This is a genomic window from Tardiphaga sp. 862_B3_N4_1 (genome assembly GCF_051811085.1).
GTDB classification, from domain to species: Bacteria; Pseudomonadota; Alphaproteobacteria; order Rhizobiales; family Xanthobacteraceae; genus Tardiphaga; species Tardiphaga robiniae.
The window spans coordinates 155,688-169,050 of the sequence record NZ_JBPWQB010000001.1 but is presented as its reverse complement, the minus strand read 5'-3'; the positions used below and the strand labels follow the sequence as shown (position 1 = coordinate 169,050).

The following is a 13,363-nucleotide window of genomic DNA, read 5'->3' as shown; positions in this document are numbered from 1 at the left end:
CTCAGCTCGCCGCTTCCAATCGCTCTTCCGTTAGCATGCGCATCGCCGCATCCGCATCCATCGGCTCGCCGAAGGCAAAGCCCTGGGCGTATTCGCAGCCGAGCTGATACATCTCCACCGCATCCGAATCTGTCTCGACGCCTTCAGCGACGACGTCCATGCCGAGATCGTGGGCCATCGCGATGATGGATTTGAGGATCACCGGGCGGGTGCCGCGCGAGGTGGTGCGAACGAAGGACTGGTCGATCTTCAGCGTGTCGAACGGGAAGCGCTGCAGATAGGATAGCGACGAGTGGCCAGTGCCGAAATCGTCGAGCGAAAGGCCCGTACCGAGTTCGCGGATCCGGTGCAGCATCTGCGCTGCATGTTCCGGATTTTCCATCACCAGCGATTCCGTGAGTTCGAGCTTCAGCGTGCCGCGCGCGACTGACGAGCGTGACAGCACGGTGCGGATGTCATGCAGGAGGTCGTGGCGCAGCAGTTGCCGCGAGGAGACGTTGACGCTGGCGAAGATCGGTTCGCGCGAGCGCATCGCGCGCTGCCAGATCGCGAGCTGGCGTGCAGTCTGATCCATCACGAACATGCCGAGATCGATGATCAGGCCGATCTCTTCCGCGATCGCAATGAATTCCGACGGCGACATCCGGCCGAGCTTCGGATGATCCCAACGGGCCAGCGCTTCGAAGCCGGCGATGGAGCGATCTTCCAGCCGAACGATGGGCTGATACAGGATGGTGATTTCCTGGCGCTCGATGGCGCGGCGTAGTTCGGATTCGAGCGTCAGGCGGTCGGTCTTGCGCGCGCGCATTGCCGGTTTGTAGACGTCGATACGGTCGCCACCGATCCGCTTCGAATGATACATCGCGAGCTCGGCGTCCTTGATGAGCTCGTCGGTCAGCGGCACAGCTGGATCAGAAAGCGCCAGGCCTATCGAGGCCGTCAGGAAAATTTCGCGGTCATTGAAGGCAATCGGGGCGCGGATGGTCTTGCGAATGGTTTCGGCGAAAGCCGTGATCTTGGCGGCGTCCTGTTCGGACATCAGGATCAGGCCGAACTGGTCGCCGGCGAGGCGGGCCAGCGTGTCCTGCGGCTTCAGGATGCGGGTGAGACGACGGGCCAGCGTCAGCAGGATCGAGTCGCCGACGGCTATGCCAACGGAATCGTTGACCTGTTTGAAGCGATCGAGATCGATCACCATGATGGTTGGCCGCATGGTCGGCACAGTCTTGGAGAAATTCGCGACGGCGTTGAGGCGGTCGATGAACAGCTTGCGGTTCGGCAGACCGGTGAGATTGTCGTGCACCGAGTCGTGCAGCATGCGTTCTTCGGCGTTCTTGATCTCGGTGACGTCGGTGAGGGTGCCGACCACGCGTGACACTTCGCCGTCGGAGCCAACCACCGGGCGTGCTTTCAGCGCGAACCACATGAAGTGACCGTCGGGGGTGCGCAGGCGGAAGTCCTGCACGAGGCGGCCGCGACGCTGGTCGAGCACGCTGTCCAGCGCCGCCCGGAAGCGATCCTGATCGAGCGGGTGGAGCACTTCGAGCCAGCTTGCGGCAGGGCCTTCCAGTGTGCCGCGCTTGAGGCCAAGCAGCGCTTCGGTCTCGGGCGAGGTGAACACTTTGTCGGCGGAGACGTCCCAGTCCCAGATCAGATCGCCGGAGCCGGTCAGCGCCAGCGCGCGGCGCTCGACGTCCGACACGATGCCATTGGTGGCGCCGCCGCCCGCGAAGGCGTGCTGCATGACCGTGAAGCCGATCAGCATCACGATCAGCACGAGGCCGCCGAGCAGCGCAGGCCCGACGATGTCATTGGTGACACTGCCGGCGACGGTCATGCCCGCGGCCACAACCCACACCACGAGCAGGAACCAAGTGGGGATCAGCAACACCGCGCGGTCGAAGCCATGGGTGGAGAGATAGACGATCAGCGCAAAGCCGGCGAAGGCGATGAGCACCAGTGAGATGCGCGCGATACCTGAGGCGACAGCAGGATCGAACAGCGCCAGACCTACGAGAGAGCCAAGGAAAGCCAGCCAGCCTAGCGTGATGTGCGAGTAGCGGACATGCCATCGACTGAGATTGAGATAAGCAAACAGGAACACCAGCAGCGTCGCCGCCAGGATCGCTTCCCCCGAGGCGCGCCAGACGCGCTCGGCGCCCTGGGACATGTCGAGCACCTTGCCCCAGAAGCCGAAGTCGACACCGATATAGACCAGCACGGCCCAGGCCAGGGCCGCGGCGGCCGGGAACATGATGCTGCCCTTCACGACGAACAGGATCGTCAGCACCAGCGCCAGCAGGCCGGAGATGCCGATGACGATGCCTTGGTACAGTGTGAATGAGTTGACCTTGTCCTTGTAGGCTTCCGGCTCCCACAGATAGAGCTGCGGCAGCTTGTTGGTGCGCAGTTCGGCGACGAAGGTGATAACGGCACCGGGATCGAGGGTGACGCGGAAGATATCTGCAGTGGCACTATCCTGACGTTCCGGACGGTCGCCGGTCGACGGTGTGATGGTCGCAATGCGCGACAGGCCGAGATCGGGCCACAAGAGGCCGGACGACACGATGCGATAATGCGGTGCGACGATCAGACGATCGAGCTGATCGTCGGTGTTGTTGGCGAGCGCGAACACCACCCAGTTCTGACCGGCTTCGCGGCCACGCACCTCGATGCGGCGAACGATGCCGTCGGTGCCGGGTGCGGTGGAGACCTGGATGCGGTCGGTGTCGCTATGCTGATATTCGAGGATGCCGGTGAGATCGATCGCAGGCGCGTCACCGCGGACGCTAACAGCGTCAACAGCCTGTGCCGGTGCTGCGGCAACAACAATCATCAGGCCGAGCGCGAGCGGCGCGAGCCACCTGATCAAACGCAATGTCATTCTCCGCGATCAACAAAACATCGACCCTGCGTCACGCAGAAGCAGGGCCATTTCCCGACGCGCGATAAATGACATGAAAGCGAGATAAATCAAAGGGTTTCCGGCTGTTCTCCAGCCCTAAACGACCAACACAATTTTGCCAATATGTGCGCTGGTTTCCATGCGTTTGTGCGCGTCTGCAGCCTTTTCCAGCGGGAAAGTGCTGTCCATCAGGGGCTTAACCTTGCCGGCCTTGAGTAGCGGCAGAACATTGGCCTCGATCGCCCTGACCATGGCGGCCTTGTCGGCATTAGTGCGGGGCCGCAGAGTCGAGCCGGTATAGTGCAGCCGCTTCACCATGATCTTGGCGGCGTTGATGGTGGCTTTCGGGCCGTTCAGCACCGCAATCTGCACGATGCGGCCATCGACGGCGGCGGCATCGAAGTTTTTCTCCACATAGTCCGCGCCCACCATGTCGAGGATCAGCTCGACGCCGGTCTTGGTGATTTCCTTGACGCGTTCAACGAAATCCTCGGTCTTGTAGTTGATGGCGTGATCGGCGCCGAGCTTGAGGCAGGCATCGACCTTGTCTTGGGAGCCGACGGTGACGATCACCTTGGAACCTAGCGCCTTGGCGAGCTGGATCGCCATGGTGCCGATGCCGGAAGAGCCGCCATGGATCAGCACGGTTTCGCCGGGCTGCAAGCCGCCACGTTCGAACACGTTATGCCAGACGGTCATCAGGGTTTCGGCGGTGGCGCCGGCCTCGGTCATCGAGAAGCCTTCGGGGACCGTCATCGCCTGCGCATCCTGTGCGATGCAATATTGCGCGTAGCCGCCGCCGGCGACCAGCGACATCACCTTGTCACCGAGCTTGTGTTTGGTGGCGCCTTCGCCGAGGGCGACGACTTCACCGGAGATTTCGAGGCCGGGCAGATCGCTGGCGCCAGGCGGCGGCGGATAGGCGCCGGAGCGCTGTGCGACGTCCGGACGGTTCACACCGGCGGCTGCGACCTTCACCAGGATTTCGCCGGGACCCGGCTTTGGAACGGGGCGCGTTTCGGGAATCAGCACCTCGGGGCCGCCCGGTTTGCTGATACCAACGACGGTCATTTGCGTGGGCAGCTTTTCCATGATTTGTCCTTGCGGCGTACGGGATGTCGGTTGGCCATCTGATTAAACAGCCGGATCAATGCTGGCAACATCCGGTGCATATTCGAATTTGAGACGGGGAGGGCCCCAAATGGCGATCGACGACGACGACAAACCGAAGAAGAAGGTCAGCCATGAGGTCGGGCAGGACCTCTCGCTGCTATCGGTCGAGGAACTCGCCGAGCGGATCGCGCTGCTCAATGGCGAGATCGCGCGGCTGCAATCGAGCATGACCTTGAAGCGCGCGACGCGCGATGCGGCAGATCGCTTTTTCAAATCGTGACGGGCTATTGAACGGCGCTCTCCCGGCTCTCTGCCGTCATTGCGAGGTGAAGGAAAGCTGTGCTGCAGCTTTCCTCTTAGCGAAGCAACGCGGCAAGCCATACGCGAAGAAAACTGGATTGCTTCGCTCTGCTCGCAATGACGGACGAGAGGCCTGTGCAATACCGCCGACGCTTCCTCAGTCGCGATCCCGACATTGTCTCATTCCGATACAGTTTGCGAGGCGTCGCATGGCAAACGGATCGTGAAGAAAGCCCGCGTATTTACGCGCAATTAAGCTTTCTCGCATATTACTTAAATTGTCCTTGTTTGGACACCGAGTGGCTCCTGTCCACTCTGTTTGACGCCTCCCTGTTATCAACTTTAAAGCCGCCGGAAACGGCGGCTCTTTTTTTTGGTACTCATGTCTTCTTTCGGGGCGATCGTTAAATCGCGTTGGAAACCATAAATACTTCTTTAATTTTACGCCGCTGGACTCTCACGCACGCACGCGTAATGATTTGTTCATCATAAGCCCGCCGTTCAGAGCTGGCTGCGAAACCATTTGCGTGAGGCGTTAACTATGTCGGATCGTTTGCACAGCGAACCCGCTCTCGTTCAGTTTAGCGAGCGGCTGACCAATTCTGCTGCCTTCGGCGCCTTGTTTCGCGAGGGGATGGATCTGGTCGAAGAGACCGCGGCCTATCTCGACGGCGTCGGCCGTAGCGAGGCCAAGGCACTGGATCGCTCCGTCAGCCTGACTTACGCCACCGAAAGCATGCGCCTCACCACCCGCCTCATGCAGCTTGCCTCATGGTTGCTGCTGCACCGTGCGGTGAAGGAAGGCGAGATGACGTTGACCCAGGCCAATCGTGAAAAGACCAAGGTCAAGCTCAGCGCCGCCGATCCGAGTCCGGAAGAAATGCTGCTCAAGCTGCCCGAGCAGCTGCAGATCCTGATCACGCGTTCCATGGTGCTGCAGACCAAGGTTCGTCGCCTCGACATCTCGATCCATGCCGCGACCACCACGCATGCGCCGATCGGCAATCCGCTGGTGCCGCAGCTCAATCGCCTAAAGGCTGCGTTCGAACGCTAATCGCGCGTCCCTCACATTCCTGAACGCTGTTCCTCGCTCGCCGCTCATGCGCTAAACATGAGCTAGGCGCAGCGGGGGCATTTGCGATGGCAGACGATATCAGGGCATTGACCGGGGTGCGCGGCGTCGCAGCCGCTGTCATCGTCGTGTATCATTTCGGTGACGTGCAGCTCGCAACCGGTGGCACGGGCTCGTTCTTCCGCATTCCCTACGGCTATTTGCTCGTTGACCTGTTCTTCATGCTGTCAGGCTATGTGATGGCGCTGACCTATCGCGACGCGTTCCTGCATCTCACCGGCAAGGCCTTTGCGCATTTCATGCTGAAGCGGGTCGCGCGGCTGTACCCGGCCTATTTCATTATCGGACTGTTCTATGTGGCCAAGATCGCAGCCGGTCTGTCCGGCGAGAAGCTGGAGATGTATTCGGCCTGGGACTGGACCGGCAACCTGCTGATGATGACCGGCTGGGGTCTCTACATTTTCCCGATCATCGGCGTAGCCTGGGCGGCGAGCGCCGAAATGGGCTCCTATCTGCTGCTGCCGATCCTGATGCCCTTCACTCAGCGCGGCAGTAAATGGATCGCGGGTCTCGCCGTGATCGTGGCGTTGCTCGGCATCTATGCCGTCAGCATCAGCGGCCGCGGGTCGGGCGGACCGCTCGATGTGGTCAACGGCAATTCGCTCTATCCGCTGCTGCGCGCGGTGGGAGGCTTCACGCTGGGCCTCGCGATTTTTCGCTTTGGGGATGTGGTCGATCGACTGTCGGCGGGCGTGCAGGACATTTTGGTGGTCGCGCTGCCGCTGGCCATCATCGCGGTCGGTCTCGCCGATGCCAGCGATCGATTGATGTATCTGCTGTACATCCCGCTGGTCGCGGTGCTCTCGCGTGATGGCCGGATGGCGCAACTGCTGTTCGGCAACGCGCTGGTCTACCGGCTCGGCATCATCTCGTACTCGATCTATCTGATCCATCCGCTGTTCGTCAGTTTCGCTATCAGGACCTGGCGGCATTTAGGCCAGACTGAGGTTGTCTATATCGCTGCATCGCTGGTCTGTTTCGCCATCATCTGGGCGCTGGCGGAAGTGAGCTATCGCTTCGTCGAAATGCCCGGCCGCAACTGGATCACGCAGCGATTCATCCCGCGGAGAAGCGACGCGCCGGTGAAGGCGTAGGCATCGGGGCTATCAAGTCGGTAGTGCGGCGCGATGCCGCAGACGGCGGCGATCCATTCTTTCAGATATTACTGCCACGCTGCCCGGAAATGTGAGCGATGACGCCGCAGGCATAGCGTCATTTATCGCAAAGCCTTGCCTGAATAGGGTTTCTCGCCAGAGAGCTACACTTCTGATGCCGAGCCAACGCGAGTTTGGAGGAGGCGTCGCGCCAGCTATCTTCGCATTGTTGCGGTGACTCCATGTCGCACGGGAGCAATCGCAACGATGTGGCATTGAAGCGCGGCCACACCGAAAGTCCGCGCCGATCCAAGTAGGAATCTGATGTCTTTGTCTCCTCGTCTGTTCGGTCTCATTGGTGTGTTGGCTTGTCCGGCGGTTGCGGTTGCGGCTGATCCGGTGGTGATGCTGCCATCGGTGCCCTTCGTGCCCTCGGCCTCCGGTGGCTGGACCGTGACCGTCGGGATAGGCGGCGAGATGCAGCCATCCTATGAAGGCGCCGGGAGTTCTGAACTTGCGCCAAAGCCGATCATCTCGATTCGCCGTGCCGGCACGCCGGCCCGTTTCAAGAGCATGCGCGACAATGCAAGCTTCGCCCTGATCGACGTGGGCGGCTTTCGCGCCGGTCCCGTCGGCAACTATAAAGCAGCGCGCAAGGCCGCCGATCACAGCGAGCTGCGTGGCCTGAGGGACGTTGATTTCGCGGTCGAACTCGGTGGTTTCGCCGAATACTACGCCTTCGACTGGCTGCGCCTACGCTCCGAACTGCGCCGCGGTCTCGGTGGCCACGAAGGTATCGTCGCGGATTTCTCGGCTGACGTGATTGTGCCGATCAACGAGCGGATGACCTTTGCTGCCGGCCCACGCTACCGGGTGACGGATGCGAAATATGCGGAGACTTACTTCAGCGTCAACAATATCGAGGCGCTTGCGTCAGGTTTGCCGGTTTATGACGCCAAGGGCGGTTCGAGTTCGGTCGGTGCGGGCGCGCAATTGCGCTACAAGCTCGATCCGCAATGGGAAGTGCGCGGCTATGTCGAATATGACAAGCTGCTCGGCAGCATCGCCGACAGTCCGCTGGTGAAATTCCGTGGGTCGACCAATCAGGTCACCTACGGCGTCGGCGTGGCCTATTCGTTCGACGTCGGCGTGCGATAGCACGTGCGATTGCACAGCGTGGCCAATACGGCGCACGCTAGCTCACGCTTCTAGCGCTCCCCGATCAGATAGTACGACAACATCGTATCCAGCTCCTGTTCCAGCTCGCCATTGGCGAAGGCATCCGGACGGAATGCGATCGCCGCATCGAGTGCCGAGCCGACCATTCTCGGAATGAAGAAACTTCCGGCTTCGCGATTGAAGCCAGGGCGTAGCTCGTCGGCATGGCTGTCAAACATGCCACGCAAGAGGCCTTGCCGCTGCGGAAAGGGGTCGAATGGCCACTGAACAGGGGGACGGCCGGAGGCGGTCTCCATCAAGACCTTCAGCAGCGGCAGCACGCGGGCATGCTGGCTGATCGCGGTGTTCAGACCGGAGCGGACGAATCCACGCAGATCCAGCCCTTCGAATCCTGAAATGGTCTGCCAGATATTTTCTGACATTTGGGCTTCCGTCCGGCCATGGAGGGCCCCGAACAGCGCGTCCCGGTTTGGAAAATACTGATAGAGGGAGCCGATGCTGACGCCGGCGCGTTCGGCGATTCTGTTGGTGGTGGCGCGTTCGTAGCCTTCGTCCACCAGCACGAGGGCAGCGGCGTCCAGGAGGATGCCCACGGTCGCAACGGAGCGGGCCTGACGCGGCTTCTTGCGGTGGTGCCCGGTATTGGTCGGCATGGTCTCGTTGCGCCCCCGCGCAAGATGATGTGGCGCACCTTATAGGGAGGGCAACGGAGGCGGTTTTAAGGTACCGCGATGGCCAATGTCGGCCAGCAACGAAAAACGCCCCTGCTGGCTGCAGAGGCGTTTTGAAAGGCAATCGGATAAGCCTGAAAGGCCGATCTTCCTTGTGAAGATCAATCTTCCTTCTTGAGGAAGCCCGAGAACTTCTTCTGGAAGCGCGACACGCGGCCACCGCGGTCGAGAAGCTGGGTGGTGCCACCGGTCCAGGCTGGGTGCGACCTCGGATCGATGTCGAGGTTCAGCTTGTCGCCTTCCTTGCCCCAGGTGGAACGGGTCTGATACTCCGTACCATCGGTCATAACGACCGTAATGTTATGATAATCCGGGTGAATTTCGGCTTTCATGACGGTTCCTTCGGCGCGCCGGCGCCTGAATCTCTGTGATTTCGATGGCGGATTTGGCCGCTCTATATCGCAGGAACGTGCGGGAGACAAGGACTCCCGTCGTGGATCATTGCCTCTGCAATTGACCTAGGTCATTTGCCTCGGGGCCCGCTCCGGCCTATCTCAGGGCAACGACAAGAACGGTTATAAATCATGAGTGCAGTCGAACGGCTTGAGATCCCCCGCGCGGCCAAGCCGACGCTTCCGCAGCCCGATCCGGTGCTTCCGGAGCCGTCGCTGGCGGATACCGTTGTGGAGCCCCAGATACCACCCAGCCGAGCCAAATTGCGGCCGCTCCTGGCGTTGGCGCCCTATGTGGCGCGGTATCGCGGCCGGGCGCTGCTGGCGCTGGTGTCGTTGACCGTTGCGGCTGTGACCACCCTCGTCGTGCCTGTGGCGGCACGGCGGATGATCGACTTCGGCTTCAGCCCCGAAGGCATCGCGATGATCAACAACTATTTCAGCGTCATGATCGCTGTGGTGGTCGTGCTCGCGCTGGCCAGCGCGGCCCGTTACTACCTCGTCATGACTATCGGCGAGCGCATCGTCGCCGATCTGCGCCGCGACGTGTTCCAGCATCTCACCGCGCTGTCGCCGTCGTTCTTCGATACGTCGCGCTCCGGCGAACTGGTGTCGCGGCTCACGGCCGATACTACGCAGATCAAGTCAGCGGTCGGCGCGTCCGTATCCATCGCGTTGCGCAACCTTGTGCTGTTTCTCGGCGCGGCAGCCATGATGGTCGTTTCCAGCCCGAAACTCTCCGGCTTCGTGCTCGCGGCGATCCCGCTGATCGTGATCCCGCTGGTGGCCTTCGGGCGCTGGGTGCGGCGTCTGTCGCGCAACGCACAGGATACGCTGGCGGAAGCCTCGGCCTATGCCGGCGAACTCGTCGGTTCGATCCGTACCGTGCAGGCCTATACCAACGAGCAGCTGGCGAACGCGCGCTTCGGTAAGGAGGTCGAGCAGGCCTATGACGCTGCGCGCGGCTCCACGCGCGCGCGCGCCGTGCTGACCGCGGTTATCATCTTCATCGTGTTCTCCAGTGTCGTGGGCATTCTCTGGGTCGGCTCGCATGACGTGTTGACGGGCGCACTGACACCGGGCCGGCTCGGCCAGTTCGTGCTCTATGCGGCCTTCGCGGCCTCCAGCCTCGGCCAGCTCAGCGAAGTCTGGGGCGAGATTTCGGCGGCGTCGGGCGCGGCGGAACGACTGTTCGAAATCCTCAACGTGAAGTCCGCCGTCGTTGCTCCGGCAGTGCCGCGGGCCTTGCCGCAGCCCGCGCGCGGCGACGTCGTGTTCGACAATGTCTCCTTTGCCTATCCGACGCGTCCGGAGATCCTGTCGGCCGCTGGCGTATCGCTATCGGTGAAGGCTGGCGAAAAGGTCGCCATCGTCGGCCCGTCCGGCGCCGGCAAGAGCACGCTGTTTCATCTGCTGCTGCGCTTTTACGATCCCAAGGGCGGCGCCATCTCGGTCGATGGCGTGCCAATCCGTGATGCCGATCCGCGCGAGCTCCGCAAGCGTATCGCACTGGTGCCGCAAGACTCCGTCGTGTTCGCTACAACCGCCCGCGAGAACATCCGCTTCGGTCGTCCCGATGCGACGGACGCTGAAGTCGAGCATGCGGCATCGCTGGCGCATGCCACGGAATTCATTCGCCGCCTGCCTGATGGATTCGAGGCGCAGTTGGGCGAACGCGGCGTCACGCTCTCCGGCGGCCAGCGTCAGCGCATCGCCATCGCACGCGCCATCCTGCGCGATGCACCGCTGCTGCTGCTCGATGAAGCAACGTCTGCACTCGATGCCGAATCCGAGACGCTGGTGCAGACTGCTCTGGAAGAGCTGATGAAGCACCGCACCACGCTGGTGATCGCCCATCGCCTCGCCACCGTGCTGTCCTGCGATCGCATCCTCGTCATGGATCATGGCCGCATCGTCGAGCAGGGCACGCACGCCTCGCTGGTTGCCGCGAACGGGCTTTATGCCAGGCTGGCAAGGTTGCAGTTCGGGGTGTGAGTGTCGACGATCGGAGGCTTGCTACGGCTTCCATTCCATCAGGTCGACGGCGCGGCCTGACGTGTTCACTTCATCGCCCGTTTTGACGAAGCCGTTGCGTGCATAGAATTTGATAGCGCGGGCATTATCGGCATTGACCTTGAGCGTCACGCCGCCCGGCGATAGCCGCTTGGCGTCATCGACGAGTAGGCGAGCAACATCCGATCCCCATTTGGTTGGACTCACCACCAGTTGGTCGAGATATCCGGTGCGGTCGATGGTGACGAAACCGACCATCGCACCGTTTTGCTCGGCGACCACGATCTGCGCTACGGGTACCAGTTCGTCGCGCCATCGCTCGCGCCACCAGTCGACGCGGGCGTCGAAATTGATCGAGGGATAGGCCTGTCGCCATGTCTCCAGCCACAGGGCTATAGATGAGTCTTCATCGCTCTCGCGATAGGACCGCAGCTGGAATGCCTCGGACATGTCCTCAGCGCTCGGTGAGCTTGAGTTCGATGCGGCGGTTGCGCTTGTAGGCTTCCTCGGTCTGGGCCGTATCCAGCGGTTGATTTTCGGCGAAGCCGGCGGCGACGAGGCGTTGTGCGGGGACGCCGAGCGAAATCAGATACTGCACCACCGAGATCGCGCGCGCCGATGACAGTTCCCAGTTCGATTTGAACAGCGGGCTGTTGAGGATCGGCCGCGAGTCGGTGTGGCCGTCGACGCGCATCACCCAGGCGATTTCGGCCGGGATTTGCTTGTCGAGCTCAATCAGAGCGCTTGCGACTTTGTCCAGTTCGGCGCGGCCTTCGGGAAGCAAAGCCGCTTGGCCGACATCGAAGAATACTTCGGACTGAAACACGAAGCGATCGCCGACCACCCGAATGTCAGGCCGGTTGCCGAGAATGGCGCGCAGGCGTCCGAAGAATTCGGAGCGATAGCGCGACAGCTCCTGAACGCGCTGCGCGAGTGCGACGTTGAGGCGCTGGCCAAGATCGACGATGCGGCCCTGCGATTCCTTATCTCGTTTCTCGGACGCTTCCAGCGCTTCTTCGAGTGCCGCGAGCTGGCGGCGCAGCGCGGAGATCTGCTGGTTCAGCACCTCGACCTGCGCCAGCGCACGGGCGGAGAGCTGCTTCTCGGAATCCAGCGCCTTGTTGAGCTCGGTGTTGCGGCCTGCGGCATCAGAGCCCGCACCGGCGAGGCCGTCATACAGGCCCTTGATCCGGTCGCGCTCCGATTCCGCGGCGGACAGCCCGGCGCGCATCTGAGAAAGCTGTTCGTCGAGATTGAGCTTGCCGAGCTTCTCCAGCGACAGCAGATCGTTCAGCTGTGCCAGTTTGGCGGTGAGCTGTTCCAGCGCCTTGTCCTTGCCGGTGACTTCCTGCGACAGATAGAATTGCACGACGAGGAAGATCGACAGCAGGAAGACGATCGCGAGTACCAGCGTCGACAGCGCGTCGACGAAGCCCGGCCAGTAATTGAATTCGGAAGAGCCGCGGCGATTGCGTGCCAATGCCATGGATCAGTTCTTCTCAGGTTGGCGAGCGATGTGTTCCAGCAGCTTCTTGATCTCGCGGCTCTGTTCGCCCTGGCCATCGGCCCATTCGCGGATCATCTCCTGCTCGCTGCGCATATGCGCCACAAGGCTCTGGATCGCATCGGCGAGATTGGCCATGGCGGTCGTGGTGCCACGGTTGTTGTTGCCGTCCTCGATGGAGCGACGCAGGCGCTCGATGGCATCCTGTAACTCGGCCGGGGTGCCAGATGAGGTAACGGGGGCTGTCTCGCCGGAATATTCCTTCACGGTGGAGGCGAGCCAGTCTTCCAGATCCGTATAGAACCGGTTCTGCGCCTGGCTGGATTGCAGGTCGAGGAAGCCGAGGATCAGTGAGCCGGCGAGGCCGAACAGCGATGACGAGAACGAGATGCCCATGCCGGCGAGCGGCGCGGCGAGGCCTTCCTTCAGCGTGTCGAACAGCGAGCCGGCATCGCCGCCGACCTTGAGGCCTTCGATCACCTTGCCGACGGAGCCAACGGTCTCGATCAGGCCCCAGAAGGTGCCGAGCAGCCCGAGAAATACGAGGAGGCCGGTCATATAGCGCGAGATGTCACGGGATTCGTCGAGGCGCGTCGCGATCGAATCGAGCAGATGCCGCATGGTCTGCTGCGAGATGGTCATACGGCCGGTACGCTCACCGCCGAGGATCGCAGCCATCGGAGCCAGCAGGGTCGGGCGTCGGTCCAGCGCGAGGCCAGGATCGGAAATCCGAAAGCTGTTGACCCACGAGACTTCCGGATAGAGCCGGATGACCTGCCGGAACGACAGGATAATGCCGATCGCCAATACCGCGCCGATCAGCGCGTTGAGCCCGGGATTGGCAAAGAAAGCGAGAACGATCTGCTTGTAGAGCACGGTCATGATCAGACCGCAGAGCACCAGAAACACCAGCATTCGGACCAGGAAGATCCGGGGCGATGAGAGCTTGGTCAGTTCGATTTCCATCGCGGAGCGGGAGGAGGAGCCAGGCGCCATGTGC

12 protein-coding genes are annotated in these 13,363 nt (G+C 61.8%); 5 read left to right on the top strand and 7 right to left on the bottom strand.

From position 1 onward, the window contains the following. Nucleotide 1: 1 nt before the first annotated feature. A complete protein-coding gene (locus AB8B02_RS00775; protein ID WP_309948672.1) occupies nucleotides 2–2,878 on the bottom strand; it encodes an EAL domain-containing protein in 2,877 nt (958 codons plus the stop codon). 123 nt (nucleotides 2,879–3,001) lie between these two features. Then, nucleotides 3,002–3,997 carry an NAD(P)H-quinone oxidoreductase gene (locus AB8B02_RS00770; RefSeq protein ID WP_120291731.1) on the bottom strand — a complete coding sequence of 332 codons (996 nt, stop codon included), beginning with the start codon at nucleotides 3,995–3,997 and terminating at the stop codon, nucleotides 3,002–3,004. A gap of 109 nt (nucleotides 3,998–4,106) precedes the next feature. On the opposite strand from AB8B02_RS00770, the gene AB8B02_RS00765 reads away from it, so the two are divergent. From AB8B02_RS00765 to AB8B02_RS00750, 4 genes are all read left to right on the top strand, one after another. Then, the gene (locus AB8B02_RS00765) at nucleotides 4,107–4,298 is read left to right on the top strand and encodes a DUF1192 domain-containing protein (protein ID WP_089265408.1); all 192 of its coding nucleotides are present in this window, start codon (nucleotides 4,107–4,109) and stop codon (nucleotides 4,296–4,298) included. Nucleotides 4,299–4,859: 561 nt separating this feature from the next. Continuing rightward, on the top strand, nucleotides 4,860–5,372 hold the full coding sequence (rcdA, locus tag AB8B02_RS00760; protein WP_089265407.1) for a protease adaptor protein RcdA: 513 nt from the start codon (nucleotides 4,860–4,862) through the stop codon (nucleotides 5,370–5,372). A gap of 86 nt (nucleotides 5,373–5,458) precedes the next feature. Then, on the top strand, nucleotides 5,459–6,544 hold the full coding sequence (locus AB8B02_RS00755; RefSeq protein WP_439062845.1) for an acyltransferase family protein: 1,086 nt from the start codon (nucleotides 5,459–5,461) through the stop codon (nucleotides 6,542–6,544). 324 nt (nucleotides 6,545–6,868) lie between these two features. Then, a complete protein-coding gene (locus AB8B02_RS00750; protein WP_089265405.1) occupies nucleotides 6,869–7,702 on the top strand; it encodes a MipA/OmpV family protein in 834 nt (277 codons plus the stop codon). A 50-nt stretch (nucleotides 7,703–7,752) separates the two neighbouring features. On the opposite strand, the gene AB8B02_RS00745 is transcribed toward AB8B02_RS00750, so the two are convergent. Together AB8B02_RS00745 and rpmE are read right to left on the bottom strand one after the other, a co-directional pair. After that, the gene (locus tag AB8B02_RS00745; protein ID WP_175368316.1) at nucleotides 7,753–8,376 is read right to left on the bottom strand and encodes a TetR/AcrR family transcriptional regulator; all 624 of its coding nucleotides are present in this window, start codon (nucleotides 8,374–8,376) and stop codon (nucleotides 7,753–7,755) included. A 179-nt stretch (nucleotides 8,377–8,555) separates the two neighbouring features. Beyond that, on the bottom strand, nucleotides 8,556–8,786 hold the full coding sequence (gene rpmE / locus AB8B02_RS00740) for a 50S ribosomal protein L31 (RefSeq protein WP_089265403.1): 231 nt from the start codon (nucleotides 8,784–8,786) through the stop codon (nucleotides 8,556–8,558). A gap of 192 nt (nucleotides 8,787–8,978) precedes the next feature. Between rpmE and AB8B02_RS00735 the strand changes: the two genes are divergently transcribed. Then, a complete protein-coding gene (locus tag AB8B02_RS00735; RefSeq protein WP_439062844.1) occupies nucleotides 8,979–10,841 on the top strand; it encodes an ABC transporter ATP-binding protein/permease in 1,863 nt (620 codons plus the stop codon). 21 nt (nucleotides 10,842–10,862) lie between these two features. Here the strand turns inward: AB8B02_RS00735 and AB8B02_RS00730 are convergent, their stop codons facing one another. From AB8B02_RS00730 to AB8B02_RS00720, 3 genes are read right to left on the bottom strand one after another with little or no spacing between them, the layout of a single operon-like run. Further along, nucleotides 10,863–11,309, bottom strand: a complete 447-nt coding sequence (locus AB8B02_RS00730; RefSeq protein ID WP_439062843.1) for a GNAT family N-acetyltransferase — start codon at nucleotides 11,307–11,309, stop codon at nucleotides 10,863–10,865. Between the two features lie 4 nt (nucleotides 11,310–11,313). Continuing rightward, a complete protein-coding gene (locus AB8B02_RS00725; RefSeq protein WP_089265400.1) occupies nucleotides 11,314–12,345 on the bottom strand; it encodes a peptidoglycan -binding protein in 1,032 nt (343 codons plus the stop codon). A gap of 3 nt (nucleotides 12,346–12,348) precedes the next feature. Then, a complete protein-coding gene (locus AB8B02_RS00720; protein ID WP_089265399.1) occupies nucleotides 12,349–13,359 on the bottom strand; it encodes a flagellar motor protein MotA in 1,011 nt (336 codons plus the stop codon). Nucleotides 13,360–13,363 lie beyond the last annotated feature (4 nt).

Excerpts from the sequence above, each read along its gene's own strand:
- AB8B02_RS00770 (WP_120291731.1), bottom strand. The coding sequence starts at position 3,997 with ATGGAAAAGCTGCCCACGCAAATGACCGTCGTTGGTATCAGCAAACCG.
- AB8B02_RS00750 (WP_089265405.1), top strand. The coding sequence starts at position 6,869 with ATGTCTTTGTCTCCTCGTCTGTTCGGTCTCATTGGTGTGTTGGCTTGT.
- rpmE (WP_089265403.1), bottom strand. The coding sequence starts at position 8,786 with ATGAAAGCCGAAATTCACCCGGATTATCATAACATTACGGTCGTTATG.
- AB8B02_RS00730 (WP_439062843.1), bottom strand. The coding sequence starts at position 11,309 with ATGTCCGAGGCATTCCAGCTGCGGTCCTATCGCGAGAGCGATGAAGAC.
- AB8B02_RS00725 (WP_089265400.1), bottom strand. The coding sequence starts at position 12,345 with ATGGCATTGGCACGCAATCGCCGCGGCTCTTCCGAATTCAATTACTGG.
- AB8B02_RS00765 (WP_089265408.1), top strand. The coding sequence starts at position 4,107 with ATGGCGATCGACGACGACGACAAACCGAAGAAGAAGGTCAGCCATGAG.
- AB8B02_RS00745 (WP_175368316.1), bottom strand. The coding sequence starts at position 8,376 with ATGCCGACCAATACCGGGCACCACCGCAAGAAGCCGCGTCAGGCCCGC.
- AB8B02_RS00735 (WP_439062844.1), top strand. The coding sequence starts at position 8,979 with ATGAGTGCAGTCGAACGGCTTGAGATCCCCCGCGCGGCCAAGCCGACG.
- AB8B02_RS00755 (WP_439062845.1), top strand. The coding sequence starts at position 5,459 with ATGGCAGACGATATCAGGGCATTGACCGGGGTGCGCGGCGTCGCAGCC.
- AB8B02_RS00720 (WP_089265399.1), bottom strand. The coding sequence starts at position 13,359 with ATGGCGCCTGGCTCCTCCTCCCGCTCCGCGATGGAAATCGAACTGACC.
- rcdA (WP_089265407.1), top strand. The coding sequence starts at position 4,860 with ATGTCGGATCGTTTGCACAGCGAACCCGCTCTCGTTCAGTTTAGCGAG.